25 protein-coding genes are annotated in these 26,322 nt (G+C 71.2%); 16 read left to right on the forward strand and 9 right to left on the reverse strand.

All coding sequences use genetic code 11. From position 1 onward, the window contains the following. Positions 1-162 precede the first annotated feature (162 nt). The 3 genes from AZE13_RS15915 to AZE13_RS15925 all read left to right on the forward strand — a co-directional run bounded on the left by AZE13_RS15915 (position 163) and on the right by AZE13_RS15925 (position 3,777). Positions 163-1,962, forward strand: coding sequence for a DEAD/DEAH box helicase (locus tag AZE13_RS15915; protein ID WP_066931554.1), 1,800 nt, complete (start codon positions 163-165; stop codon positions 1,960-1,962). Positions 1,963-2,273: 311 nt separating this feature from the next. Continuing rightward, entirely contained in the window at positions 2,274-2,915 is a 642-nt protein-coding gene (locus AZE13_RS15920; RefSeq protein WP_066931555.1) for an IclR family transcriptional regulator, read from the forward strand. 82 nt (positions 2,916-2,997) lie between these two features. Further along, complete coding sequence (locus AZE13_RS15925) at positions 2,998-3,777, forward strand: S16 family serine protease (protein WP_066931558.1); 780 nt, start codon at positions 2,998-3,000, stop codon at positions 3,775-3,777. A 66-nt stretch (positions 3,778-3,843) separates the two neighbouring features. Here the strand turns inward: AZE13_RS15925 and AZE13_RS15930 are convergent, their stop codons facing one another. The 5 genes from AZE13_RS15930 to AZE13_RS15950 all read right to left on the reverse strand — a co-directional run bounded on the left by AZE13_RS15930 (position 3,844) and on the right by AZE13_RS15950 (position 8,251). Continuing rightward, positions 3,844-4,845 (reverse strand): glycine betaine ABC transporter substrate-binding protein, encoded by a 1,002-nt coding sequence (locus AZE13_RS15930; RefSeq protein WP_066931561.1) that lies wholly within the window; start codon positions 4,843-4,845, stop codon positions 3,844-3,846. After that, positions 4,845-5,690 carry an ABC transporter permease gene (locus AZE13_RS15935; protein WP_066931957.1) on the reverse strand — a complete coding sequence of 282 codons (846 nt, stop codon included), beginning with the start codon at positions 5,688-5,690 and terminating at the stop codon, positions 4,845-4,847. Before AZE13_RS15935 ends, AZE13_RS15930 begins: the two co-directional genes overlap by 1 nt. 47 nt (positions 5,691-5,737) lie before the next feature. Next, a complete protein-coding gene (locus AZE13_RS15940; protein ID WP_079124050.1) occupies positions 5,738-7,051 on the reverse strand; it encodes an ATP-binding cassette domain-containing protein in 1,314 nt (437 codons plus the stop codon). Continuing rightward, the gene (locus tag AZE13_RS15945; RefSeq protein ID WP_066931564.1) at positions 7,044-7,691 is read right to left on the reverse strand and encodes an ABC transporter permease; all 648 of its coding nucleotides are present in this window, start codon (positions 7,689-7,691) and stop codon (positions 7,044-7,046) included. Before AZE13_RS15945 ends, AZE13_RS15940 begins: the two co-directional genes overlap by 8 nt. Before the next feature lie 92 nt (positions 7,692-7,783). Further along, positions 7,784-8,251, reverse strand: a complete 468-nt coding sequence (locus AZE13_RS15950; protein ID WP_066931566.1) for an Lrp/AsnC family transcriptional regulator — start codon at positions 8,249-8,251, stop codon at positions 7,784-7,786. A gap of 129 nt (positions 8,252-8,380) precedes the next feature. Between AZE13_RS15950 and hppD the strand changes: the two genes are divergently transcribed. From hppD to AZE13_RS15970, 4 genes are all read left to right on the forward strand, one after another. After that, positions 8,381-9,538 (forward strand): 4-hydroxyphenylpyruvate dioxygenase, encoded by a 1,158-nt coding sequence (gene hppD / locus AZE13_RS15955; RefSeq protein ID WP_066931568.1) that lies wholly within the window; start codon positions 8,381-8,383, stop codon positions 9,536-9,538. 125 nt (positions 9,539-9,663) lie between these two features. Beyond that, a complete protein-coding gene (locus AZE13_RS15960; RefSeq protein WP_066931570.1) occupies positions 9,664-11,028 on the forward strand; it encodes an FAD-binding oxidoreductase in 1,365 nt (454 codons plus the stop codon). A gap of 120 nt (positions 11,029-11,148) precedes the next feature. Beyond that, positions 11,149-11,439 (forward strand): hypothetical protein, encoded by a 291-nt coding sequence (locus AZE13_RS15965; protein ID WP_066931572.1) that lies wholly within the window; start codon positions 11,149-11,151, stop codon positions 11,437-11,439. A gap of 55 nt (positions 11,440-11,494) precedes the next feature. Next, positions 11,495-12,952 (forward strand): dihydrolipoyl dehydrogenase family protein, encoded by a 1,458-nt coding sequence (locus tag AZE13_RS15970; protein ID WP_066931574.1) that lies wholly within the window; start codon positions 11,495-11,497, stop codon positions 12,950-12,952. A gap of 46 nt (positions 12,953-12,998) precedes the next feature. Here AZE13_RS15970 and AZE13_RS15975 read toward each other — a convergent pair whose 3' ends face one another. Beyond that, positions 12,999-13,475, reverse strand: a complete 477-nt coding sequence (locus AZE13_RS15975) for an SsgA family sporulation/cell division regulator (RefSeq protein WP_066931576.1) — start codon at positions 13,473-13,475, stop codon at positions 12,999-13,001. A 237-nt stretch (positions 13,476-13,712) separates the two neighbouring features. Here AZE13_RS15975 and AZE13_RS15980 point away from each other — a divergent pair, with 237 nt between their 5' ends. Both AZE13_RS15980 and AZE13_RS39035 read left to right on the forward strand, forming a co-directional pair. Further along, on the forward strand, positions 13,713-15,299 hold the full coding sequence (locus AZE13_RS15980; protein ID WP_066931961.1) for an RDD family protein: 1,587 nt from the start codon (positions 13,713-13,715) through the stop codon (positions 15,297-15,299). Between the two features lie 413 nt (positions 15,300-15,712). Continuing rightward, entirely contained in the window at positions 15,713-16,168 is a 456-nt protein-coding gene (locus AZE13_RS39035) for an RDD family protein (RefSeq protein ID WP_309302194.1), read from the forward strand. Between the two features lie 42 nt (positions 16,169-16,210). Here AZE13_RS39035 and AZE13_RS15990 read toward each other — a convergent pair whose 3' ends face one another. Beyond that, the gene (locus AZE13_RS15990; RefSeq protein WP_066931580.1) at positions 16,211-16,531 is read right to left on the reverse strand and encodes a hypothetical protein; all 321 of its coding nucleotides are present in this window, start codon (positions 16,529-16,531) and stop codon (positions 16,211-16,213) included. A 477-nt stretch (positions 16,532-17,008) separates the two neighbouring features. Between AZE13_RS15990 and AZE13_RS15995 the strand changes: the two genes are divergently transcribed. Beyond that, positions 17,009-19,438: an immune inhibitor A domain-containing protein gene (locus tag AZE13_RS15995; RefSeq protein WP_107288362.1), complete on the forward strand. Its 2,430-nt coding sequence runs from the start codon at positions 17,009-17,011 to the stop codon at positions 19,436-19,438. A gap of 119 nt (positions 19,439-19,557) precedes the next feature. Beyond that, on the forward strand, positions 19,558-19,995 hold the full coding sequence (locus AZE13_RS16000; RefSeq protein ID WP_258527829.1) for a hypothetical protein: 438 nt from the start codon (positions 19,558-19,560) through the stop codon (positions 19,993-19,995). 10 nt (positions 19,996-20,005) lie between these two features. On the opposite strand, the gene AZE13_RS16005 is transcribed toward AZE13_RS16000, so the two are convergent. Together AZE13_RS16005 and AZE13_RS16010 are read right to left on the reverse strand one after the other, a co-directional pair. Beyond that, on the reverse strand, positions 20,006-20,611 hold the full coding sequence (locus AZE13_RS16005) for an isochorismatase family protein (protein WP_066931584.1): 606 nt from the start codon (positions 20,609-20,611) through the stop codon (positions 20,006-20,008). A gap of 280 nt (positions 20,612-20,891) precedes the next feature. Next, on the reverse strand, positions 20,892-22,220 hold the full coding sequence (locus AZE13_RS16010) for a nicotinate phosphoribosyltransferase (RefSeq protein ID WP_066931587.1): 1,329 nt from the start codon (positions 22,218-22,220) through the stop codon (positions 20,892-20,894). Positions 22,221-22,536: 316 nt separating this feature from the next. Here AZE13_RS16010 and clpS point away from each other — a divergent pair, with 316 nt between their 5' ends. The 5 genes from clpS to AZE13_RS34080 all read left to right on the forward strand — a co-directional run bounded on the left by clpS (position 22,537) and on the right by AZE13_RS34080 (position 26,241). Then, a complete protein-coding gene (gene clpS, locus AZE13_RS16015; RefSeq protein WP_066931588.1) occupies positions 22,537-22,890 on the forward strand; it encodes an ATP-dependent Clp protease adapter ClpS in 354 nt (117 codons plus the stop codon). Next, the gene (locus AZE13_RS16020; RefSeq protein ID WP_066931591.1) at positions 22,887-23,480 is read left to right on the forward strand and encodes a DUF2017 domain-containing protein; all 594 of its coding nucleotides are present in this window, start codon (positions 22,887-22,889) and stop codon (positions 23,478-23,480) included. Before clpS ends, AZE13_RS16020 begins: the two co-directional genes overlap by 4 nt. A 465-nt stretch (positions 23,481-23,945) precedes the next feature. Next, positions 23,946-25,376 carry an amino acid permease gene (locus AZE13_RS16025; RefSeq protein ID WP_066931593.1) on the forward strand — a complete coding sequence of 477 codons (1,431 nt, stop codon included), beginning with the start codon at positions 23,946-23,948 and terminating at the stop codon, positions 25,374-25,376. A gap of 133 nt (positions 25,377-25,509) precedes the next feature. Then, positions 25,510-25,935, forward strand: coding sequence for a Mov34/MPN/PAD-1 family protein (locus AZE13_RS16030; protein WP_066931595.1), 426 nt, complete (start codon positions 25,510-25,512; stop codon positions 25,933-25,935). 132 nt (positions 25,936-26,067) lie between these two features. Beyond that, on the forward strand, positions 26,068-26,241 hold the full coding sequence (locus AZE13_RS34080; protein WP_309302195.1) for a putative leader peptide: 174 nt from the start codon (positions 26,068-26,070) through the stop codon (positions 26,239-26,241). Positions 26,242-26,322: the final 81 nt, after the last annotated feature.

The following is a 26,322-nucleotide window of genomic DNA, read 5'->3' on the forward strand; positions in this document are numbered from 1 at the left end:
CAGTCCGGAGGAGCGGACCCGCGCCCGACCCACCCACGCCCGCCGCAGGCGCAACGGCGAAACGGAGGTACGGTGCCGCAGACGACGACGTGGGAAGCCGGCCAAGCGCAGCGGTTAGGCTGGCGCGTTGTTGCCGATCCCCGACCCCACCCGACGGAGACCGTGACTACCACCACCAGCGCCACCAACAATCACCACCTGTCCCCGGCCTTCCCGGGGCGGGCCCCCTGGGGTACCGCGAACAAGCTGCGTGCCTGGCAGCAGGCGGCCATGGACCGGTACATCCAGACGCAGCCGAGAGACTTCCTCGCCGTGGCGACGCCCGGGGCCGGCAAGACGACGTTCGCGCTCACCCTCGCCTCCTGGCTGCTGCACCACCACGTCGTGCAGCAGGTGACGGTCGTCGCACCGACCGAGCACCTGAAGAAGCAGTGGGCGGAGGCGGCGGCGCGGCTCGGGATCAAGCTCGACCCGGAGTACAGCGCCGGGCCGCTGGGCCGCGAGTACCACGGTGTGGCGGTGACCTACGCCGGGGTGGGCGTACGGCCCATGCTGCACCGCAACCGCATCGAGCAGCGCAAGACCCTGGTGATCCTCGACGAGATCCACCACGCGGGCGACTCGAAGTCCTGGGGTGAGGCCTGCCTGGAGGCGTTCGAGCCGGCCACCCGGCGGCTCGCGCTGACCGGTACGCCGTTCCGCTCCGACACCAACCCCATCCCCTTCGTCACGTACGAGGAGGGGAACGACGGGATCCGGCGGTCGGCCGCGGACTACACGTACGGGTACGGGAACGCGCTGGGCGACGGCGTCGTCCGGCCGGTCATCTTCCTCTCCTACAGCGGCAACATGCGCTGGCGGACGAAGGCCGGTGACGAGATAGCGGCGCGGCTCGGTGAGCCGATGACCAAGGACGCGGTCTCGCAGGCCTGGCGGACGGCCCTGGACCCGCGCGGCGAGTGGATGCCCAATGTGCTGCGGGCCGCCGATCAGCGGCTGACCGAGGTCCGCAAGGCCATTCCGGACGCGGGCGCGCTGGTGATCGCCTCGGACCAGGAGCAGGCCCGGGCGTACGCCAAGCTGATCCGGGAGATCACCGGTGAGGGCGCCACGCTGGTGCTGTCCGACGACTCCGGTGCCTCGCAGCGCATCGACGACTTCTCGTCCTCGCAGGACCGCTGGATGGTGGCGGTGCGGATGGTGTCCGAGGGCGTGGACGTGCCGCGGCTGGCGGTGGGCGTGTACGCCACGACGATCTCGACGCCGTTGTTCTTCGCGCAGGCGGTCGGCCGCTTCGTGCGGTCCCGCAAGCGCGGTGAGACCGCCTCCGTCTTCCTGCCGACCGTTCCGGCGCTGCTCGGGTTCGCGAATGAGATGGAGGTCGAGCGCGACCACGTGCTCGACAAGCCGAAGAAGGACGGGGAGGAAGAGGACCCGTACGCCGCGTCCGAGAAGGAGATGGACGAGGCGAACAAGCAGCAGGACGAGGACACCGGGGAGCAGGACCAGCTGCCCTTCGAGGCCCTGGAGTCCGACGCGGTCTTCGACCGGGTGCTCTTCAACAACGCCGAGTTCGGAATGCAGGCGCACCCGGGCAGCGAGGAGGAGCAGGACTACCTGGGTATCCCGGGGCTGCTGGAGCCCGACCAGGTGCAGCTGCTGCTGCAGAAGCGGCAGGCCCGGCAGATCGCGCACAGCCGGAAGAAGCCGGACGCGGAGGCGGATCTGCTGGAGATCCCCGCCGAGCGGCGCCCGGTGGTCACCCACAAGGAGCTGCTGGAGCTGAGGAAGCAGCTGAACACGCTGGTGGGGGCGTATGTCCACCAGAGCGGCAAACCGCACGGGGTGATCCACACCGAGCTGCGGCGGGTGTGCGGCGGGCCGCCGAGCGCGGAGGCCACCGCCGGGCAGCTGACCGAGCGGATCAAGAAGGTACGGGAGTGGGCCACCCGGATGCGGTGACGGGCCCGGACGCGGTGAGGGGCTCTGGTGTGGTGGGGGCGCGGCCGGTGGTTCGTAGCCCTCGTTGAAACGTCCATACGCCCCTCCCCGGGCGGACGAATCAGGATGTTCCGGACGGCGGGGCCCGGATTCTGGACGGACTCTTCCGCTGACCGGACCGGATCGCTACTGTCCCGGTCACACGCACGCCCCGTGGCAACGCCGCCGCGGAGCGCAGCCGGTGCCACGCGGCCGGCGGCCTCCAGCGCGCGCTGCTCCGGAACCGCAGCGCGCCGGTCCGGAGCGCCGCCACTCACACCAGGAGGGGCGTCGTGACCGCGGAGACCTCCCAGACACTCGACCGGGGACTGCGCGTCCTCAAACTGCTCGCCGACACCGACCACGGGCTGACCGTCACCGAGCTGTCCCACAAGCTCGGCGTCAACCGCACCGTGGTCTACCGACTGCTGGCCACGCTGGAGCAGCACGCCCTGGTGCGCCGCGACATCGGCGGCCGGGCCCGGGTGGGCCTGGGCGTACTGGGCCTGGGCCGCCAGGTGCACCCGCTGGTCAGACAGGCCGCGCTGCCCGCGCTGCGGTCGCTGGCCGAGGACGTCGGGGCCACCGCGCACCTCACCCTGGTCGACGGTACGGAGGCGCTCGCCGTCGCCGTGGTGGAGCCGACCTGGACCGACTACCACGTCGCCTACCGGGCCGGATTCCGGCATCCGCTGGACCGCGGGGCCGCCGGCCGGGCGATCCTCAAGGCCCGCCAGGGCCGGACGCAGGACGCCGGACTCGCCCTGACGCACGGGGAGTTGGAGGCCGGGGCGAGCGGGGCGGCGGCGCCGCTGCTCGGGGTGAACGGCATCGAGGGCAGCGTCGGGGTCGTCATGCTCGCCGACACCGTCTCGGAGCGGGTCGGGAAGCGGGTGATCGACGCGGCCCGGGAGGTGTCCGAGGCGCTCCGCTGAGCGCCGGCCGGTCCGGTCCGGCGGAGGGCGGCGGCGTCGCGCGGGCCGGGCGGGTGGGACAGGGGTGAATTAGGGTGGCCGGGTGTCTTCCCGCGCTCGCGCTCTGGCGCTCTGCACCGCCCTGGTCCTCGCCCTGCTCGCCACCGCGGCGTTCGCCCCGCTGCCGTACTCGGTGGCGTATCCGGGCACGACCGTGAACGTCCTCGGGGACGACAAGGGCAAGCCGGTGATCGCCATCTCCGGCGCCGGGACCCGCCGGACGACCGGCCAGCTGCGGATGACCGCCATCGTCGCGACCGGCCCGGACGCCCCGGTCCGCCTGCCGGACATCGTCCGGGGCTGGTTCCGCACGGACCAGGCCGTGATGCCCAGGGAGTCGGTCTACCCGGTCGGTGACAGCACCGAGGAGATCGCCGAGCACAACGCCCGGCAGATGAGGCAGTCCCAGGACACCGCCGCCGCGGCCGCGCTCCGGCGGCTGAACAGGTCCCCCAAGGACGTGAAGGTCAAGCTGAGCCTCGCGGACATCGGCGGGCCGAGCGCCGGCCTGATGTTCGCCCTCGGCATCGTCGACAAGCTGGACGGTGACGGCGCCGGCCACGACCTGACCGGTGGGCGGACGATCGCCGGGACGGGCACGATCAGCGCGAGCGGGGAGGTCGGGGCGGTCGGCGGGGTTCCGCTGAAGACCCAGGCCGCGCACCGCGACGGCGCCTCGGTGTTCCTGGTCCCCCGTGAGGAGTGCGCGGCCGCGCGGGTCGAGCTGCCGGAGGGGATGCGGCTGATCCCCGTCAGCACCCTGAACGGCGCGGTGGACGCGCTGAAGGCGCTGCGAGCCGGGGACACCGTGCCCAGCTGCTGAGCGGTCCGCCGGAGCCTGGCCTCGGGGGCACCCCTTCCCCCCGTGGGCCACCCCTTCCCCCGCGGGTCACCCCTCCTTGATGAAGCCCTCGCGCAGCAGCCAGTCCTTGGCCACCTCGTGCGGGTCCTCGCCGTCCACGTCCACCTTGCGGTTCAGTTCCCGGGCGACGGTGTTGTCGAGGGCCTTGGTGACCGGCGCGAGCAGCGCGGCGATCTGCGGGTACTTCCGCATCGTCGCGGCGTTCATCTCGGGCGCGGCGTTGTAGTTCGGGAAGAAGCGCCTGTCGTCGGCGAGGACGGTCAGGCCCATGGCCTGGATCCGGCCGTCGGTGGTGTAGACCTCACCGAAGGTGCAGGCGGTGCCCCGGACCACCTGTGTGTAGACGACGCCGGCGGACATCTTGCGGATGTTGCCGGCGGGGATGGTCATGCCGTACGCCCTGGCCATACCGGGCAGGCCGTCGTTGCGGGTGACGAACTCGTTCTCGAGGCACAGGGTGACCGCGCCGGGGTCCCTCCGGAGCAGCGCGGCGAGGTCCGAGAGGGTCCGAACCCGGTATTTCTTCTCGTTCGCGGCGTTCAGTGCCAGCGCGTAGGTGTTGTTCAGGGCGGACGGCGGCAGCCACACGAGGCCGTTCGCCCGGTCCTCGTCGCGGACCGCCCGCCACTGCTCGTGCGGGTCGGCGATCGGCTTCTCATGGCCGAGGTGGGTGATCCAGCCGGTGCCGGTGTACTCGTACATCCCGTCCGCGGCGCCGGTCCGCACCGCCTCGCGGGCGCCGATCGTGCCCTGGATGTTGGTCCGGTCGACGACCGTCGCGCCGGCCGCCTCGAAGACCAGGCCCATGATCTGGCCGAGCACGAGGTTCTCGGTGAACTCCTTGGACGTGACGGTGAGCCGGGCGCCCTTGAGGGGCAGGCCCCGGCCGACGGTGCCGGGCGTGACGTCGTCGGCCATCGGGCTGCCGCTGACCAGGCCGCAGCCGCTCAGCCCGGCCGCCGCGGCGACGAGCAGCGCCCCGGCCAGCGCCACCACGGCCGTACGGCGGCGGGGACGGCGGGCTGCCATCAGCTCCCCACCTCCAGCCCCCGTGGCCGCAGCAGCAGTTCGGCGAGCGAGGCCAGCCACTCGACCAGCAGGGCGAGCGCCACGGTCAGCACCGACCCGAGGATCAGTACGGGCATCCGCTGGGTGACGATCCCCGCCGAGATCAGATCGCCGAGGCCGCCGCCACCGCCGAAGGTGGCCAGTGTCGCGGTGCCGACGTTCAGTACCAGTGCGGTGCGCACACCGGCCAGGATCAGCGGTACCGCCAGCGGGAGTTCGACCTTGGCCAGGACGCCGGTGGGGGACATGCCGATACCGCGGGCGGCCTCGGTCAGCGTCGGATCGATCCCCCGGAGCCCGGCGATGGTGTTGGCGAGGACCGGCAGCACCGCGTAGACGACCATGCCGGTGATCGCCGCGCGGGCGCCGATGCCCAGCCAGATGACCAGCAGGACCAGCAGGCCCAGGGCGGGCACGGCCTGCCCGAGGTTGGCGAACGCCACCGCGAGCGGCGTGGCCCGGCGCAGCCCGGACCGGGTCAGCGCGATGCCCAGCGGGATCGCGATGATCAGGACGAAGAAGGTGGAGACGCCGGTGAGTTCGAGGTGCTGGCGCAGCGCCAGCCACACCTTGCCGTTGTCCACCGCCTGGTGGGCGAGGGAGTCCAGCCGGGCGCCACGGAACCACAGCCAGGTGGCCAGCAGCGCCACGGCCAGGAACGCCGGCATGAACGTCCACTTCTGCCAGCTGATCCGGCGGCCCCCGGGCGGTGCGGACGGAGCGGGCGCCTCACCCGCCGCCTCGCCTGCCGCCTCACCGGGCGCTGCACCGGCCGCCCGGTCCCGCTCCCGCGCCGCCGTCCCGATGTCGTCCGGGAGCGCACCGCCTCCGTCGGGACCCGCGCCGCCGGCCGTCACGCCTCCAGCCCTTCCTGCGCCAGCTGTGTCTGGCGGGCGCGCTGCTCCTGGAGCCGGTGCTGGTGCTCGATGGCGTCCAGCCGGTCCGCCTCCAGCAGCTCGTGCACGTTGTTCATCAGCGTCTCCATGTCGACCACGCCGGTGTACTGGCCGCGCCGTCCGGTGACCGCGGCCCGGCCCGAGCTGTCGGTGAGCACCGCCTCCAGCGCGTCGCGCAGCGTGGCGTCCCGGGTCACGGTGTGCTGCACCAGCGTCCCGGCCCGCGCCAGCGACCCCTTGGCGCGCGCCAGGTCACCGCGCCGCAGCCATTTGTACGGGCGCCGGTTGCGGTCCAGCAGCAGCAGTTCGTTGTGGGAGCCGGAGCGCAGCCGGTCGAAGATCGTCTCCAGTGGGTCGTCGAGGGTGGCGGTGGGGAAGTCCACCACGCCGACGTCCCGTACGCGGGTGAGGTTCAGCCGTTTGAGCGCGGCGCCGGCGCCCACGAAGCCGGAGACGAACTCGTCGGCGGGGTTGGTGAGGATGGCCTCGGGGGTGTCGAACTGGGCGATGTGCGAGCGCTCGCGGAGCACCGCGATGCGGTCGCCGAGCTTGATGGCCTCGTCGAAGTCGTGGGTGACGAAGCAGATGGTCTTGCGGAGCTCGTGCTGGAGCCGGATCAGCTCGTCCTGGAGGTGGTCGCGGGTGATCGGGTCGACGGCGCCGAACGGCTCGTCCATCAGCAGCACGGGCGGGTCGGCGGCGAGCGCCCGGGCCACCCCGACGCGCTGCTGCTGGCCGCCGGAGAGCTGACGGGGGTAGCGGCCGTGGAACTCGCCGGGGTCCAGGCCGACCAGGTCGAGCATCTCCTCGACCCGGTGCCGGATCCTCGTCCGGGGCCAGCCGAGCATCCTGGGGACCAGGGAGATGTTCTGGGCGACGGTCATGTGCGGGAAGAGGCCGGAGGCCTGGATGGCGTAGCCGACCTTGCGGCGCAGCCCGACCGGGTCGATGCGGGTGACGTCCTCGTCGCCGATCCGGATCCGCCCGGAGGTCGGCTCGATCAGCCGGTTGATCATCTTCAGGGTGGTGGACTTGCCGCAGCCCGAGGGCCCGACGAAGATCACCGTCTCGCCGGCCCTGATGTCCATGGTGACGTTGTCCACCGCGGGCTGCGGGGCGCCCGGGTAGGTCTTCGTCAGGTTCTCCAGCTCGATCCGCGCGCCGGTGGCGGCGCCGGCACCGGTCCCGGCGGCGGGCTGCGCGGCGGGCCCGGCGCGTCCCGCCGTCCCGGCTATCCCGTCCGTTCCGGCTGTCCCGTTGGTCTCAGGCACGGATCCCCCTGGAGATGGTCAGGCGTCCGATCAGGACGTACACGGCGTCGAAGAGGAGCGCGAGGACGGCGATCCCGAGGGTGCCGGCCAGCACCTGGTTGACGGAGTTGGCACTGCCCAGCGACGAGATCCCGCGGAAGATCTCGTTGCCGAGCCCGGGGCCGGAGGCGAAGGCGGCGATCGCGGCGATGCCCATCAGCATCTGGGTGGCGACCCGGATGCCGGTGAGGATCGGCGGCCAGGCCAGCGGCAGTTCGACCCGGAAGAGCCGGGCGGCGCGGGACATCCCGATGCCCTTGGCCGCGTCGACCAGCGCCGGGTCCACCCCGCGCAGCCCGACGATCGCGTTCCGGACCACTGGCAGCAGCCCGTACAGGGTCAGTGCCGTCACCGTCGGGGCGACACCGAGGCCGACGACCGGGATCAGCAGGCCGATCATCGCCAGCGACGGGATCGTCAGGATGGTGGCGGTGGCGGTCGTGGCGAGGCTGCCCGCCCATTCGCTGCGGTACGTGACGACGCCGATGAGGACCCCCAGCAGGGTGGCGATCACCATGCACTGGAAGACCGCGCTGGCGTGCTGGAACGTATCCGTCAGCAGCTGGGTGCGCCGGGTGCCGACGTACTCCCAGAAACTCACCGTCGCCTCCTCGGGCGTGCGGGCTCCGCGTCCGGCCGGGCGTCCGGTCCGGGCCCCGGGTTCGGGCCCGGGTTCGGGCCCAGGCCCCGGGTTCAGGCCCCCGACGCCTGCTTCACCAGCGGGATGATCCGCAACGGGACCGGATTTTCCATGACGATCGCCGTCGAGGCCCGCACAATGCCATCAAATCCCACCACCCGGTCGATCACTCGCTGGAGATCGGCGTTGGACCGGGCGACGAGCCTGCAGAACATGTCCCCATGTCCCGTCGTTGTATGCAGCTCCAGTACTTCCGGAACGGTGGCCAAATGGGCCCGTACGTCACTGCCTTGCCCCTGTTTGATCTCCAGCGTGGCGAACGCGGTGACCGGATAGCCGAGCGCCGCCGGGTCCACATCCGGCCCGAAGCCCCTGATCACTCCATTCGACTGAAGCCGGTCCAGGCGCGCCTGCACCGTCCCGCGCGCCACCCCGAGCCGCCGCGACGCCTCCAGCACACCGATTCGCGGCTCCTCGGCGAGCAGGACCAGCAACGCCCCGTCCAAATGATCGATCGCCATCGCGTGCTCCCTCGATTTCGATGGTCATCATGTACAGATAGCCCGGTGAAACCGCCCAGCCGCTAGGCATAATGCCCATCGGATTCACAAACTATTGCGCACCTTGTGGATCGGAGAGACTCTGCCGCCATGGCAGACACCACGATGCACACCCAGACCATTGCCCCCCGCTCGGCTCGGCAGGCGGACCCCTTCCCGGTCAAGGGGATGGACGCGGTCGTCTTCGCCGTCGGCAACGCCAAGCAGGCCGCGCACTACTACTCCACCGCCTTCGGTATGAAACGGGTCGCCTACTCCGGGCCGGAGAACGGCAGCCGGGAGACCGCGAGTTATGTGCTCGAGTCCGGCGGCGCCCGCTTCGTGTTCACCTCCGTCATCAAACCCACCACCGACCGGGGCCGCTTCCTCGCCGACCATGTCGCGGCCCATGGCGACGGGGTCGTCGACCTCGCCATCGAGGTCCCCGACGCCCGCGCCGCCTACGCGTACGCCGTCGCCCACGGCGCGACCGGCCTGGAGGAGCCCTACGAGCTCAAGGACGACCACGGCAGCGTCGTCCTGGCCGCCATCGCCACCTATGGCCGGACCCGGCACACCCTCGTCGAGCGCACCGGATACGACGGCCCCTACCTGCCCGGCTACGAGGCCGTGGCGCCTCTGGTCGCCCCCGTGAAGAAGAGGTTCTTCCAGGCCATCGACCACTGCGTCGGCAACGTCGAGCTGGGCCGGATGAACGAGTGGGTGGACTTCTACAAGAACGTCATGCACTTCGCCAATATGAAGGAGTTCGTCGGCGACGACATCGCCACCGAGTACTCCGCCCTGATGTCCAAGGTCGTCGCCGACGGCACCAAGAAGGTCAAGTTCCCGATCAACGAGCCGGCGATCGCGAAGAAGAAGTCGCAGATCGACGAGTACCTGGAGTTCTACGGCGGCCCGGGCGTCCAGCACATCGCCCTCGCCACCAACGACATCGTCGCCACCGTCCGCCAGATGCGCGCCGCCGGCGTCGAGTTCCTCGACGTCCCCGACGCGTACTACGACACCCTCGGCGAGTGGGTCGGCGACACCCGCGTCCCCGTCGACGAACTGCGCGAACTGAAGATCCTCGCCGACCGCGACGAGGACGGCTACCTGCTGCAGATCTTCACCAAGCCGGTCCAGGACCGACCCACGGTCTTCTTCGAGATGATCGAACGGCATGGCTCCCTCGGCTTCGGCAAGGGCAACTTCAAGGCCCTCTTCGAGGCGATCGAGCGCGAACAGGAGCGCCGCGGCAACCTCTGAGCCCGCCGCCGCGACCGCCCGCCCGTCGCCCGACCTCCACCCCCAGAAGACAGCGCTGCGCGCCGGCCGCCCGATGGGCCGTACGCGATCTTCCGTGTACGGCCCACGGATGCCACGCTGACCGCATGGACCTCATCGAACGCCTGCGCGCCGGACTCCCCGAAGCGGCCCTCCTCACCGACCCCGACGTCACCGGCTCCTACGCCCGCGACATGGCCAACTTCTGCGCGGCCGGCACCCCCGCCGTCGTCGTGCTGCCGCGCACCGTCGAACAGGTCCAGCACGTGATGCGCACCGCGACCGCGCTGGGCGTCCCCGTCGTCCCCCAGGGCGCCCGTACCGGCGTATCGGGCGCCGCCAACGCCGCCGACGGCTGCATCGTGCTGTCCCTCGTCAAGATGGACCGCATCCTGGAGATCAACCCCGTCGACCGGCTCGCGGTCGTCGAGCCCGGCGTCATCAACGCCGTCCTCTCCCGCGCCGTCGCCGAACACGGCCTCTGCTACCCGCCCGACCCCTCCAGCTGGGAGACCTGCACCATCGGCGGGAACATCGGCACCGCCGCCGGCGGCCTGTGCTGCGTCAAGTACGGGGTCACCGCCGAGTACGTCCTCGGCCTGGAGGTCGTCCTCGCCGACGGCCGCCTGCTGAGGACCGGCCGCCGTACTGCCAAGGGCGTGGCGGGCTACGACCTCACCCGGCTCTTTGTCGGCTCCGAGGGCAGCCTCGGCGTCGTCGTCCGGGCCACCCTCGCCCTGAAGCCCGCACCGCCCCGACAGCTCGCCCTCGTCGCGGAGTTCGCCTCCGTGGCCGCGGCCGGCCGGGCGGTCTGCGAGATCATGGCCGGCGGCCACGCCCCCTCACTGCTGGAGCTGATGGACCGTACGAGCATCCGCGCCGTCAACGCCATGACGCAGATGGGCCTGCCGGAGTCCACCGAGGTGCTGCTGCTGGCCGCCTTCGACACCCCCGACCCGGCCGCCGACCTGGCCGCCGTCGGCGCGCTGTGCGAGGCGGCCGGGGCCACCCAGGTCGTCCCCGCCGAGGACGCCGCCGAGTCCGAACTGCTCCTCCAGGCCCGCCGGCTGACCTTCACGGCCCTGGAGCGGCTCAAGCCCGCCATGCTGATCGACGATGTGTGCGTCCCGCGCTCCCGGCTCGCCGCCATGCTCGAGGGCACCGCCGCCATCGCCGAGAAGTACGGCCTGACCATCGGCGTCTGCGCACACGCCGGCGACGGCAACACCCACCCCCTGGTCTGCTTCGACCCGGCCGACCCGGACGAGGAGCGCCGCGCCCGCGAGTCCTTCGACGAGATCATGGCGCTCGGCCTCGCCCTCGGCGGCACCATCACCGGCGAACACGGCGTCGGAGTCCTGAAGAAGGAGTGGCTCGCCCGCGAACTGGACCCGGTCGCCCTGGAGTTGCACCACACCATCAAACAAGCCCTCGACCCCCAGGGCCTCCTGAACCCGGGAAAGCTATTCTGACCCGTATCCGACATCGGGGAAGCTCTTCCGGACCTGCGCCGTTGTGGCAAAGACAGGGGGTGCACACCCCTGTCGTGCTCATGCCCCGCCGCCCCGCCCCCGCCCCGTAGAGTCGCCACCATGGAATACCTCCTCCCCGCCCTCCTCCTCGCCGTGATCGCCGTCGCCATGATCACCTCGGCGTCCGACCGCCGCTCCAAGGCGCTGGACCGCCGGCTCCAGCGGCTGGAGCGGAAGGTCGACCTGCTGCTGGCCGAGGCCGGTGTCCAGGAGCCCGAGGACCCCCGGCTGGCCGAGATCGACGACCTGCTGGCGCGGGGCAAGAAGATCCAGGCGATCAAGGTGCACCGCGAGCTGACCGGCTCCGGCCTCGTCGAGGCGAAGGAAGAGATCGAGCGCCGGATGCGCTGACCGCGTCCCGGGCGGAGGATGGCGGAAGGACCCGCGCACCCAGGGAGCGAAGCCGATGGCAGCGACCGAAGCGACCCGGCCCGGGGCCGACGCCCGCACGGATGCGTACGACGTCGTCGTGCTGGGCGCGGGCCCCGTCGGCGAGAACGTCGCCGAGCGGGCGCGCGCCGCCGGGCTGAGCGCGGTGATCGTGGAGAGCGAGCTGGTCGGCGGCGAGTGCTCCTACTGGGCGTGCATGCCCAGCAAGGCGCTGCTCCGCCCGGTCACCGCCCGCTCCGAGGCGCGCCGCGTCCCCGGCCTGCAGGACGCCGTGACCGGCCCCCTGGACGCGCCCGCCGTCCTCGCCCACCGCGACGCCTTCGCCTCGTACTGGAAGGACGACGGCCAGGTCCGCTGGCTGGACTCGGCCGGCATCGACCTCGTACGCGGACCCGGACGGCTCGCCGGACCCCGCCGGGTCACCGTCGGCGGCGGCCGCGTCCTCACCGCCCGCCACGCCGTCGCGGTCTGCACCGGCAGCCGCCCGATGCTGCCGGCCATCCCCGGCCTCGACCGGGCCCGGCCCTGGACCAGCCGCGAAGCCACCAGCGCCAAGGCCGTGCCGGGCCGCCTGGTGGTGCTCGGCGGCGGCGTGGTCGGCGTCGAGATGGCCACCGCCTGGCGAGCCCTGGGCGCCTCGGTCACCCTCCTCGTACGCGGTGACGGCCTGCTGCCCCGTATGGAGCCGTTCGCCGGTCACCTCGTCGCCGAATCCCTCGCCGAGGCGGGGGCGTTCCTGCGTACCGGCGTCGAGGTGCGCGAGGTGCGCCGCGAGGCCCCGGGCGGTCCGGTGACCGTCGTCCTCGACACCGGCGACGAGATCGTCGCCGACGAACTGCTGGTCGCCACCGGCCGGCTGCCGCGCACCGAGGACCTCGGCCTGGAGACGGTCGGCCTGGAGCCCGGCTCCTGGCTGGAGGCCGACGACAGCTGCCGGGTGACGGAGGTGACCGGCGGCTGGCTCTACGCCGTCGGTGACGTCAACCACCGCGCCCTGCTGACACACCAGGGCAAGTACCAGGCCCGGATCGCCGGCGCCGCGATCGCCGCGCGCGCCCGGGGCGTGCCGATCCTGGAGTCCGACCCCTGGGGCGCACACGCCGCCACCGCGGACACCCGCGCCGTCCCGCAGGTCGTCTTCAGCGCCCCCGAGGTCGCCGCGGTCGGCCTGACCGCCGCCGCGGCGGAGCGGGCCGGGCACCGGATCCGGGTGGTCGACCAGGACCTGGGCGCGGTGGCCGGCGCCGCCCTCTACGCGGACGGCTACCGCGGCCGCGCCCGTATGGTCGTCGACCCGGACCGGGAGATCCTGCTCGGTGCCACCTTCGTCGGCCCGGGCGTCGGCGAACTGCTGCACTCCGCGACGGTCGCGGTGGCCGGCGAGGTCCCCCTCGAGCGCCTGTGGCACGCGGTCCCGGCCTTCCCGACGATCAGCGAGGTCTGGCTGCGCCTGCTGGAGGCGTACCGCGGGTGAGGCAGGCCCCTCGGATGGCCCCTCGGGCGGCCTCCCGGGCACCCCGTCACGCCCCGGGTTCCGGGGACTCGTCCCCGGACCGGCTGCCGCCCGGCCACAGGTCGTCCCCCGGCGCCAGTGCCAGCAGTTCGCTCAGCCCTTTGTCGAGGCCCAGGTGCCCCTGCTCGGAACCCGGCGGGACCAGCCGCAGGGTGCGCTCCAGCCACGCGGAGACCGCCGAGGCCGGCGCCTCCAGCACGGCCTCGCCGTCCGGCGAGTTCAGCGCCATGCCGACCACGCTCCGGCCGTTCACCTTCCTCGGCCACACCCGGACATCCCCCTGGCCGCACGGCCGGAACACGCCCTCGACGAGCAGTTCGCGGGCGAACGTCCACGTCACGGGTGAGTCCGAACCCACATGAAAGGTGACATGGACGGCGTAGGGGTCATCCGCCCGGTACGTCAGCCGGGCCGGCACCGGAACGCTTCGCTCCGGCGACAGGACCAGTTCCAGCTCCAGCTCTCGTTCCACCACGATGTGCATGAGGTATGCCTCTCTCGTTTGTCCGCGCGGACCTGGGACCTGGCCCGCACGGACTGGAGAGGCGCCGGACGCCGGACTCTTACACGACTTCGTACAACTTTTTTCCGGGATCTCTTCCAGGTGGTCGTGAACGGGCAGGAGGGCCGAGGCGCCCCGCGTCTGATAGATGTGGACGCCGCGTTGCGGCAGACTGCTGCCCACACCCACCAGGCCGAGTACAGATACGGGACTTCGGACATGAGCGCCCCTACCGCAGGATCCGCCGGCGGCAGCCCCACACCGGGCTTCTACCCGGATCCGTCCATCCCCGGCTACATCCGGTACTGGAACGGTGCCGCATGGGTGCCGGGCACCAGCCGGCCCGCGCCCGCGGAGGGTGAGGCGATGCCCGCGCCGCCGCCCGGTGCGGTCCCGCCGCCGTCCCCCGAGCTCCCGACTCCTGTCGGTCAGGGGGGATCCCCGGCCGCCCCCGCGACGCCCGCTGTCGAGGAGACCGGACCGGTCTTCCTCGACGAGGACGGGCCGGACGGCGGCGGCAGCGGCCTCCCCCCGGCACGCCGCGGCGGTGAGACCGAACCGGCCTCCGCCTGGCAGGCCGACGCCTCCCGGCAGAGCGGCTTCGGCGACGGCGACCGGGTCTCCTGGGGAGCGCCGGACCGTACGCCCGCGGGCGCGCCGTCGCCTGCCGCGTCCTGGGGCGCGGTGCCGCCGCAGCGCGACGAGCAGGGCGCTGACGGGGCGGGCGCCGGTGCCAGTGCCGGGGCGGCCGAGGTGCCCGGTATGCCCTCGTCGGCCGCGTCCGCGCCCGCGCCGCGCACCCCCGAGGGGCGGGCCGACGGGACGGTCCCCATCCGCGCCGTCAACCCGGCCGCGCGCCGCCCGGACTCCGGCGATCAGGGCACCGCGGCCATCCGGGCGGTACGGCCGGACGCCGGCACACCCGCCACATCCGGCAATCCCGCGTCACCTGCCGCGCCCGCCAAGGGCAATGAGACGATGGCGATCCGGCTCGGCGGCGGTGGCCGGCCGCAGTCCGCCGCGCCCGGTGGCGGCGCCCCGCAGTCGCTGCCGTCCGTCGGGGACCGGCAGCAGGGCCGTCCGGCCGCGCCGCACCAGGCCCCCGGCCACCCGGCGTCCGTCCAGCCGCCCTCCTCCCCACAGCCCTCCGCCGCACAGGCTCCCGTCCAGCCGATGTCCGCCCAGCAGGCGTCCGTGCCCCCGGCCGGCTTCCCGGCGCAGGGCGGCGCCGCTCCCGGACCGCAGGGTGACGGCGCCGAGGGCGTGCTCCCCTGGAAGCCGCCGAGCGCCGACGCCTTCTTCGCGGCCGCGCAGGCCGCACAGGGCCACCCGGCCGGGCTCGGCCGCAGGCTGGCCGCCCGGCTGATCGACACCCTGGTGCTGGGCGCGGCCACCGCGGCGGTGGCGGTCCCGATGTGGAGCACCGTCACGGAGCACATCGACGCCAAGGTCGAGGCGGCCCGGCAGTCCGGCCGCCAGGTGACGGTCTACCTCCTCGACGGCACCACCGCACCGGTCCTCGCCACGATCCTCGCCGTGCTGCTGATCGGCGGCGCGCTGTACGAGGCGCTGCCGGTCCTCAAGTGGGGCCGCACCCTGGGCAAGAAGCTCTGCGGGGTACGGGTCCTCGACATCGAGAGCCACGACACCCCGACGCTCGGCGCCGCGCTCAAGCGCTGGTTCGTCTACAGCGTGCTCGGTGTGCTGGTCGTCGGTGTGGTGAACGCGGTGTGGTGCGTCTTCGACAAGCCGTGGCGGCAGTGCTGGCACGACAAGGTGGCGCGGACGTTCGTCGCGTCCGCCTGACTCGCCTACGCCTGACTCGCCTACGGCTGACCCGGGTCCGGCCGACCCGGGTCCGGTTGACCCGCCGGGTGGGCGCCCGGTAGCCCGAACGGACTTCGCCGGATGCGCCCGGCCGCGGCAAGGGGTCGACTCGGGCCATGAGTACCGAGCAACCCGGCAACGGCTCCCCGCATCACGACGCACCGCAGGGCGGCGGCCCGGGCGGCGGCGGAGGCGCGCCCCCGCCGGGAGGCCCGCCTCCGGGAGCGCCCCCGCCGGGAGGCCCGCCTCCGGGAGCGCCCCCGCCGGGAGGTCCGCCTCCAGGAGGGCCGCCCCCGGGAGGCCCCCCGCCGGGCGGCGGACCGTATGCCGGTGATCCCTACGGCGGTCAGTACGGCGGACCGTACGGGGCGGCGGCCGACCCGCTGGCCGGGATGCCCCCGCTGGCGAACCGTGGCCGCCGTCTGGTGGCCCGCATCATCGACGCGATCCTCATCGGTGTACCGGTATCCGTGATCATGACGCTGATCATCGGCGGCGTGGACTACCTCAGCACCAGCAATGCGGAGGCCGGCAAGCAGACCACGGTCTCGGGCGTCACGATGCTGGCGTACCTCGTCTACGAGGGGCTGACGCTGGCCCACCGCGGCCAGACCGTCGGCAAAATGGCGATGGGGATCCGGGTGGCGATGCTCTCCAACGGCTCCGTCCCGACTGCCCAGGCGGCCTGGATCCGGGCCGCGGTCTATACGCTGCCGGAGATCGTGCCCTGCTGTGGCTTCCTCTTCTGGCTGGTCAACGTCCTGTGGTGCACCTGGGACAAGCCGTATCAGCAGTGTCTGCACGACAAGGCGGCGAAGACGGTGGTGGTCTCCACGCAGACCGGGTAGCTGCCGGACACGAACCCCGGTCCGCTCGGCGCGAGGTTCCGCTCAGCGCGGGCAGTGCGAGTGCTCCAACGGGGCGGGCGCGGCAGGCGACTTGGCCCGTACGGCTTGCCGGCGGACCACGCGCGACGCCCTGGCCGGCCCGGTCACCCCGGTCACCCCGGCGGCCTTGGCCGCCTTGGCCGTTGCGGACACCTTCGGGGCCGGGGCTGTCACGGCGACGAGCAGCCCGAGCCCGAGCCCGGCGACGGCGATGACCGCGACCCCGGTTCCGGTCCGCGTCTGCGAGAGCAGCAGCATCGCGAGGGTGGCGAGAAAGACGGTGGCCGAACCGTAGACGAGCTGGGCGGCGGTCGGACGAGGCATGGCGGAATCCGTCCTCGGGGGATCGGCGGTGTGAGGGGCGCGGTGTCCGTTCACAGCGGCGTCCGTTCACGACGGCGTCGGTGACGGCGGTGTCGGTGACGGCGGTGTCGCGCAAAGGTGCGCCGGCGACACGAGCTTACGGTCCTCACTGCCCGCACGGAACGCCAAGTAAGCGTGACCTAACCCACGGTGCGGGAGCACGGGGGCGCACATCGCCGGGGCGTCTTCGTACGCATGGGGGAGTCATCCCTGTTCGAGCGGGGGCGCATGCCCGGCGGGCATATCCGCCCCGGCCCGGCCGCATTTTTTGCGCACGGATGCCCTGACGCACCGATGCCCGGACGCACGGATTCCGTGACGCGCGGATCGAGTAACGTACTTCGCTGACGTGCCCAAGTCAAGATCTGTCTTTTCCGGCGTACTTCCGGTCGAATGCCCTCGAACAGTGACCGTGTTCGAAGGGGAGGACCGCGCCAAGTGAGAGATCAGAGAAGGGTGTTCAGATCGGCCGCCCTGGCCACGGCGATCGCCGCGATCGGGGCGGCCGCTTTGTCGTCAGGGGTGGCGATCGCCGACCCGCAGGATCCGTCGCCCGTCGCCGCGCGCCAGGACCCGGCGCCCGAACGGAGCGTGGACCACGATCTCAAGGGCCCGTTCAGCGACCGGCAGGCGGCCGACCGCAAGGAAGCGCTGCAGCAGGTCATCGCCGGTGACGCCAAGGCGACCAAACGGGGCGGCTCCCAGGTCGTCAAGCTCGGCAGGAGCAAGTACGTCGAGCTGGCCCGGGAGAAGACCGACCGGATCTTCACCATCCTCGTGGAGTTCGGCGACAAGGTCGACGACACCACGATGTTCGACCCGGACGGCGACGGTCCCAAGCCCCCGGAGAAGAAGTACGGCGGCGACCCGGGCCCGGCGCACAACCGGATAGCCGAGCCGGACCGTGCCCACGACAACAGCACGGCCTGGCAGAAGGACTACAACCGGCAGCACTTCCAGGACCTCTACTTCTCGCACGACAAGAAGAAGCAGTCGCTCGCCAAGTATTACGAGAAGCAGTCCTCGGGCCGCTACTCGGTCGAGGGCGAGGTCTCCGACTGGGTCAAGGTCGACTGGAACGAGGCCCGCTACGGCTCCAACTACTGCGGCGACACCAACTGCGCCAGCGCCTGGGACCTGATCCGCGACGGCGTCAACCAGTGGGTGAAGGACCAGAAGGCCAAGGGCCGCACCGACGCCCAGATCAAGGCCGACCTCGCCACGTACGACCAGTGGGACCGCTACGACCACGACGGCGACGGCAACTTCAACGAGCCCGACGGGTACATCGACCACTTCCAGATCGTGCACGCCGGCGAGGACGAGTCGGCCGGCGGCGGTGCCCAGAAGACCAACGCCCTCTGGGCACACCGCTGGTACGCGTACGGCACCGACTCCGGAAAGACCGGTCCCGCGGAGAACAAGGCCGGCGGCACCCAGATCGGCGACACCGGCATCTGGGTCGGCGACTACACCATGCAGCCGGAGAACGGCGGCCTCGGCGTCTTCGCCCATGAGTACGGTCACGACCTGGGCCTCCCGGACGAGTACGACACCACCGGAACCGGCGAATCCTCCGTGGACTTCTGGTCGTTGATGTCGGCCGGCTCCTGGCTCGGCACCGGCAAGGACACCATCGGCGACCTGCCCGGCGACATGAGCGCCTGGGACAAGCTGCAGCTGGGCTGGCTCAACTACGGCAAGGCGAAGGCCGCCACCAAGTCCAGCCACAAGCTGGGCGTCGCCGAGTACAACACCAAGGACAAGCAGGCGGTGGTCGTCGAACTGCCCGCCAAGCGGCGCACCACCGACATCGTCAAGCCCGCGCAAGGCTCCAAGCAGTGGTGGAGCGGTATGGGCAACGACCTCAAGAACACCCTCACCCGGCCCGTCGACCTCACCGGCAAGGCCAAGGCGTCGCTGACGCTCAAGGGCTGGTGGGACATCGAGAAGGACTACGACTTCCTCTACGCCGAGGTCTCCACCGACGGCGGCGCCAACTGGACGGCCCTGGACGGTACCGCGGGCGGCCGGGCCCTCCCGCGCGACGGCAGTGACAAGCCCGCCCTGACCGGCTCTGTCGAGGGATACCAGGACCTCGTCTACCCGCTGGACGCCTACGCCGGCAAGAAGTTCGACCTGCGCTTCCGCTACCAGACCGACGGCGGCGCCGCCCAGAAGGGCTTCGCGGCCGACACCATCGGCGTCGTCGCCGACGGGAAGCCCCTCTTCACCGACAACGCCGAGGACGGCGGCCAGGGCGGCAACGCGGGCAACGCCGGCAACGGGGACAACGGCTGGACCAGCAAGGGCTTCTCGCGTATCGGCGCGTCCTTCACCAAGGACTACCCGCAGTACTACCTCGTCGAGAACCGCCAGTACGTGTCGTACGACAAGACCCTCAAGGCCGGCCCGTACAACTTCGGCTGGCGCACGGACCGGCCGAGCTGGGTGGAGCACTTCCCCTACCAGAACGGTGTACTGATCTGGCTGTGGGACACCTCGCAGCAGGACAACAACGTCGGCAAGCACCCCGGGCACGGGCAGATCCTCCCGGTCGACGCGCACCCCGAGGCCGAGCGGTGGGCCGACGGCAAGCTGATGCGCAACCGCTTCCAGTCCTACGACTCGACCTTCACCCGCTTCCCGACCGACGCCGTCACCCTCCACAACGACGGCAAGCCGGTGACGATCAAGTCCAAGAAGGGCGTCACGACCTTCGACGACCGGCACGGCGTCTACTACGACAAGGCGAACCCGACCGGTGGCGTGATCGTTCCTGACACCAACACCAAAATCATGATCACCAAGGAGGCCAAGGATGGCTCCACGGTGGTGATCAAGGTCGGACCTGCCGCTAAGCGATAGGTAAAACTGCAGGTCAGAGCCGAATCGGCCGTTGCCCCCTAGCGGGCGGCGGCCGATTCGCGTTTAGATGCATCCTGCAGTTCCTTGTTGACGCCAAGTCTCACGGGGGAGATATGTCCATGTCCGGTGGCGGCTTCAGCAGGCTTCCCGACGGAAGCGTGGTGGTCGCCCTCTCACTGCCCAGGCCGCCCCACGGCCCGCGACCGGGGCCGGGGTCGAGTGCCGGTGCGAGTCCTTACGACTGCGGTTGCCGGGTCCGCGTCCTCGTCCACGCCGTGAACCGCCAGCGCGCCCTGACCAGGCTGCGCAACCTCGGCCTGCGGTCCGTCTACCTCCGCGGCAACACCGTGCCGCCCACCCCGGACGAGATCACGGCGGTCCTGCACCACCCGGACGGCCTCGTCTGGCGCGAGGCCCCGGACGACGACACCGAGTCCTGGCACCCCATACGGGCCCTGTGGCGGGTACCGCCGACCCCGCCCGGACCGGCGAACCGTCCGCTGCCCCAGGGCCCCGCCAGGAGCACGCCGCCCCCGGACCGCAAACACGCCGCCTGACGCCCCCTGGTCAGACGCCGCCGCTGCCCGCGAGCACCGGCTTGCCGGACAGCTCGGCACCGGCCGCCCGCATCTCGTCGAGCGCCCGCTCGGTGGTGTGGGCGGCCACCCCGGCCGTCAGATCCAGCAGGACATGCGTCCGCAGCCCGGCGCTCACCGCGTCCAGCGCGGTGGCGCGCACACAGTAGTCGGTGGCGAGGCCGACCACATCGACCTCGGTGACGTCATGCGCGGACAGCCAGTCCGCGAGCGGGGTGCCGTTCTCGTCCGTGCCCTCGAAGCCGCTGTACGCGGCCGTGTAGGCCCCCTTGGAGAAGACCGCGTCGATCGCGCCGGAGGCGATCGCCGGGGCGAAGTTCGGGTGGAAGCCGCTGCCCTCCGTGCCGGCCACGCAGTGCGCCGGCCAGGACCGCTCGTAGTCCGGCCGGCCGGAGAAGTGCTCGCCCGGGTCGACGTGGTGATCCCGGGTGGCCACGACATAGCGGTAGCCGCCGCCGGCCGCCTGCCCGATCAGATCGGTGATGGCCGCCGCGACGTCCGCGCCTCCCGCCACCGCGAGACTGCCGCCCTCGCAGAAGTCGTTCTGTACATCAACGACGATCAATGCCCGGTGCATGGTGCGTGCCTTCCGGCTGGAAATCCTGGGAGCCCTGGGAATCGGGGAGGGGCGCGGTGTGTTGGTGTGACCGAGGGTAGCCACTGCGCGGCCTTTCCGGGAGTAGGGCACCGCCCCCTCCCGCCCTCCCCGCAACTTGTCACTCACGGCGGGGAACATCTAACGCTCAGTAATTGTTGCCGGATCAAAGGAGGCGTCACAAGGCAGCGACACAAGCGCAAGGCAGCAACGCCCCGGTTCCAGCCGCGGTTCCAGCCGGGCCGATGGCTCCAGCCGCCGCTCAGACGAAGTCGGTCGGCAGGACGGGCTCCCCGCGCGACAGTTGGGTGGCCGACAGCGGCAGCCCGGCCCGGGCGGCCATGTGCCGGTCGCGCGCCGCTTCCAGCGGCTCGCGGGCCACCACCGTGCCCCCGCTCACCAACGGCACCTGCAGTACGCGCTCCGCCAGCTCCGCCGGGACGGGGCCGGTGCCGACGACCTCGGCCTCCGCGACGCCGCTGCCGTCGAGCCGACGGGCGGCCCACTTGCGGCCGCCGGCCGAGCTCTTGGCACCCATCGACTTCTTGGCCACCGGCCGCAGCGGGGCGCCCGGTTCGTCACGGTCGGCGCGGGCCACCAGCTTGTAGACCATCGAGCACGTCGGGTGCCCGCTGCCGGTCACCAGCTGGGTGCCGACGCCGTACGCGTCCACCGGCGCGGCGGCCAGTGAGGCGATGGCGTACTCGTCCAGGTCGCTGGTCACCACGATCTTGGTGTGGGTGGCGCCCAGCTCGTCCAGCTGCTGCCGCACGCGGTGGGCGATCAGCAGCAGATCGCCGGAGTCGATCCGTACGGCGCCGAGGCCGGGGCCGGCCACCTCCACCGCGGTGCGCACCGCCTCGGCCACGTCGAAGGTGTCCACCAGCAGCGTGGTGCCGCTGCCGAGGGTGTCGACCTGGGCGGTGAAGGCGTCCCGCTCGGTGTCGTGCAGCAGGGTGAACGCGTGTGCGCTGGTGCCGACGGTGGGGATGTTGTAGCGGAAGCCGGCCGCCAGGTCGGAGGTGGAGTGGAAGCCGCCGACGTACGCGGCGCGGGCCGCGGCCACCGCGGAGAGCTCGTGGGTGCGGCGGGCGCCCATCTCCATCAGGGGCCGTTCGCCGGCCGCCACCGACATCCGGGAGGCGGCCGCGGCCACCGCGGAGTCGTGGTTGAGGATCGAGAGGATCACCGTCTCCAGGAGGACGGCCTCGGCGAAGGTGCCCTCGACGCGCATGATCGGGGAGCCGGGGAAGTAGACCTCGCCCTCCGGGTAGCCCCAGATGTCACCGCGGAAGCGGTAGTCGGCGAGCCAGTCGAGCGTCGGCCCGTCGAGGATGCCGCGCTCCCGGAGGAAGCCGAGGATCGTCTCGTCGAAGCGGAAGTTCTCCACCGCGTCCAGTACCCGGCCGGTACCGCCCACCACGCCGTAGCGGCGGCCCTCGGGCAGCCGGCGGGTGAAGACCTCGAAGACGGAGCGCCGGTCCGCGGTGCCGGACCGCAACGCGGCCTGCAGCATGGTGAGTTCGTACTGGTCGGTGAAGAGCGCGGTCGACGGCACGGCCACCGGCAGCCCCAGGTCTCCAACGTTCACTTCGGCATACCTCGCAATTCCATCCATGTATGCCGTATCAGGCACCGGCCGGGGGTCGGGGGACCCGTGGCGGCGGCTGCTGATGTCACGGCCTCCGGGAGATGCGGCATGCAGGAGATCCTACCCCTCACTATCGTCACTTTGACGATAGTGAGGGTGTGGCTTCGGACACCCCTGCCCGGCGCCGCCGGTGGACACCCTGCCCGGCGCCGCCGGTGGCGGTGGAGGGCCCCCGCCGCCGTTGGGTGGCACGCCGACGTGGCCTGTGCGAGGGGCATTTGTGCACCGCTCGCCCCCGGGTGGCAGCATGGGGCCTGTGAACGCCCACCCGTCACCCACGACCACGCCGCGGCCGCACCGCTGCACGCTCAGCGTCCCGGTCGAGATCGAGCGTCCCGAGTCGAGCGAGGCCCCTTTCGAGGTCCCCGAACCCGACGTTCCGTGGGTCACGATCGTCCACAACGACCCCATCAACCTGATGAGCTACGTCTCCTATGTCTTCCAGACGTACTTCGGTTACTCCAAGGACAAGGCGCACCAACTGATGCTCGACGTCCACCACAAGGGCCGCGCCGTCGTCTCCAGCGGCAGCCGCGAGGAAATGGAACGGGACGTACAGGCCATGCACGGCTACGGCCTGTGGGCGACTCTCCAGCAGGACCGCCGATGACCGGGCACTTCGAGCCGCTGCCGGACGGCGGCGCCGCCGTACCGCTCGACGAGGTCGAGATCTCCATCCTGCGCAGCCTCGCCGTTCAGCTGATGGAGCTGGTCGGTCCGGGCGAGGAGCCCGCCGAGGGCGAGGGGGCGGACCTGCTGGCGTCGGTCTTCAACGACGGCCCCAGCGAGCCGCCCGCCGATCCGGTCCTGGCCCGGCTCTTCCCCGACGCGTACGGGGGGCCGGACCTCGTCCCCGACGACGACGTCCGTGCCGCCTCCGCCGAATTCCGCCGCTATACGGAGAACGACCTGCGTTCCCGTAAGCGCACGGACGCCCTCGCGCTGATCCGGGCGCTGGACGCCCTCTCGCCCTCCGGGGAGGAGGCGGTGCTGCGGCTGAAGCCCGGCGAGTGCCGGCAGTGGCTGGGCGCGCTCAACGACCTCCGGCTGGCCATCGGCACCCGCCTGGAGGTCACCGACGAGGAGGACGGTGGCGAGCTGCTGCGCCTGCCGGACAGTGATCCGCGCAAGCCGATGGTGATGGCCTACCTCTGGCTCGGCGGACTTCAGGAGACGCTGGTCGAGTCGATGATGGGCTGAGCGGAGCTGCGCCGAGCCGAGCGAGCAGAGTGAGCCGAGCTGGTTGGCTTGGGCTGGGCGGGGCTGGGCCGGCTTGGCTTGGGTGACGGGCTCATCGCGACTACTCTCTGTTACTGAACCTTACCACTTGTCGCCTTCGTGTCCCTGTTGTCCTGATGCCGCCTTCGCCTTGCGCGTTCGGTCAGCGGACACGGCGGTCCGGATATCGATCGCGTCACATCGGTCCCATGTTTCTTGCCGGTGATTGCCCTTCTTTGTCCGGTTTTGCTGGACGGGTGTCGTGCGTCACCCCTAGTGATCACTGAAGTTGCGTGATAAATGTTCACGACCTGCCGTGTGTGACGCCACCCTTGTCGCTGCGGGAGCGCTGCGCCGGCCGACCGTCGGCGTGCGGGAACTCCATCCGGGGGGATCGGGATCCGATCCGGACTGGCCGGGTCGGTAATGGAGAGAGGCGCACCACTAATGACCTCTGTGCAGGTCAGCAAGCAGAACGACGGAAGCGAGACAGCCGGCAGAGCCCCTGAAGAGGGATATCAGCGCGGTCTCGGAAGCCGTCAGATCCAGATGATCGCCATTGGTGGCGCCATCGGCACCGGCCTCTTTCTCGGGGCCGGAAAGGCGATCTCAAAGGCCGGGCCGAGCATCATCCTGGCCTATGCCATCGTCGGCCTGGTCATTTTCTTCATCATGCGGGCCCTGGGCGAACTGCTCATGTACCGGCCCGTCTCCGGGTCCTTCTCGGAGTACGGCCGGGAATTCCTCGGCCCGTTCATCGGCTTCGTGACCGGCTGGACGTACTGGCTTTTCTGGGTGGTCACCGGCATCACGGAAGTGACCGCCGCGGCCACGTATGTCCAGTACTGGAACGAGGGCATACCGCAATGGGTCTCGGCGCTCGTCTTCACGTGCGCGCTCTTCGGTATCAACCTGATCTCCGTGAAGATCTTCGGTGAGCTGGAATTCTGGTTCTCGATGGTCAAGGTCACCGCGATCATCGGCATGATCCTGATCGGCCTCGGCGTGATCCTGCTCGGCTTCTCCGACGCCGGCGACACCGCGTCCTTCAGCCTGCTGTGGTCCGACGGCGGATTCTTCCCCAAGGGCATCGGCGGCACGCTGATGACGCTGCAGATCGTGATGTTCGCCTTCCTCGCCGTCGAACTCGTCGGCGTCACCGCGGGTGAGGCGACCAATCCCAAGAAGGTCCTGCCCAAGGCCATCAACACCGTGCCGTGGCGGATCGGCCTCTTCTACATCGGTGCGCTGATCATCATCCTGTCCGTCGTCAGCTGGACGGTCTTCAAGCCGAACGTCAGCCCGTTCGTCGCCGCCTTCCAGCAGATCGGCCTGCCGGCCGGCGCCGGCATCGTCAATTTCGTCGTGCTGACCGCCGCGCTGTCGTCGGCCAACTCCGGCATGTACTCCACCGGCCGGATGCTGCGCGATCTCGCGCTCAACGGCCAGGGCCCGAGGTTCTTCACCAAGCTGAGCAAGAACGGACTGCCCACCTGGGGTACCGGTGTCTCGGTCGCGATGATGCTCTTCGGTGTCTGGATCAACTACCAGTGGCCGGGCGAGGCGTTCAACTACGTCGTCTCCTTCGCCACCATCTCCGGTATGTGGGCCTGGATCGTCATTCTGGCCTCGCAGCTGCGCTACCGCGCCAAGGCGAACCGCGGTGAGCTGCCGCAGTCCGAATTCAAGGCTCCCGGTGCCCCGTACACCTCGATCTTCGCGCTGTGCTTCATCGGCATGGTGATCGTGATGATGGCCCTGGACCCGGACGCCCGGATCTCGCTCTACGCGGCTCCCGTGTGGGCGCTCATCCTCGCCGTCGGTCACTTCTTCATCAAGCGGCGGGAGGCGGCGAGCCTCGCGGCGAAGCGGGACTGAGCCGCTCGCACCGGTCCGTTCCGTCCGGCATCCCGAGCCGTTCCGTCCGGCGTTCCGGGCCGCCCTGTCCAGCATGCGGGCCCGTACGTACCACTCTCCGGTATGTGCGGGCCCGCCACCTATCCTTGGCGCCATGCTGACCCTCACCAAGGCGCTCTACGACCAGATCGTCGAGCACGCCCGCCAGGACCACCCCGACGAGGCCTGCGGCGTGGTCGCCGGCCCGGCCGGCAGCGGCCGTCCCGAGCGGTTCATCCCGATGCTGAACGCCGCCCGCTCGCCCACCTTCTACGAGTTCGACTCCTCCGACCTGCTCAAGCTCTACCGCGAGATGGACGACCGGGACGAGGAGCCGGTGATCATCTACCACTCGCACACCGCCACCGAGGCCTACCCCTCGCGCACCGACATCTCCTACGCGAACGAGCCCGGCGCCCACTATGTGCTGGTCTCCACCGCCGACACCGACGACGCCGGGCCCTTCCAGTTCCGCTCGTTCCGGATCGTAGACGGCGTGATCACCGAGGAAGAGGTCGAGGTCGTGGCGGAGTACGTCTGATCCGGATCGTCCGATGGTGACCTCGTGATTGTCGTTCATGCCCCCGTGATCGCGTCCCACCTGTCGGCGCCGAACGTTCGCATCATGGGACGAGGTTCCAGTAACCGGACCGGGAATCGATACGATGACCGCATGGTTGACCACGACGTGAGCGAGAAGAAGCCGGGCACGCTGCTGCTCGCTCCGCTCGCCACGCGCCGCTCCGCATCCGCCCTGCTGGGCGCGTTCGGCTGCGGAGCCGCACGGCTGCACGTCGATCTGTGCCGCCTGTCCAGCGCCATGTGTCCGCGCTGCGCCGACGTCTGACCCGGCCGAGCCCGGGGCGTGCGGCTCCCGCCGTCCGTACCCCGTACCTCTCGCGTCACCCGACGCCTTCCGTGCCACGTC

Origin of the sequence: Streptomyces sp. NBRC 110611 (genome assembly GCF_001590865.1) — a bacterium.
In the GTDB taxonomy this organism is placed as follows: domain Bacteria; phylum Actinomycetota; class Actinomycetes; order Streptomycetales; family Streptomycetaceae; genus Streptomyces.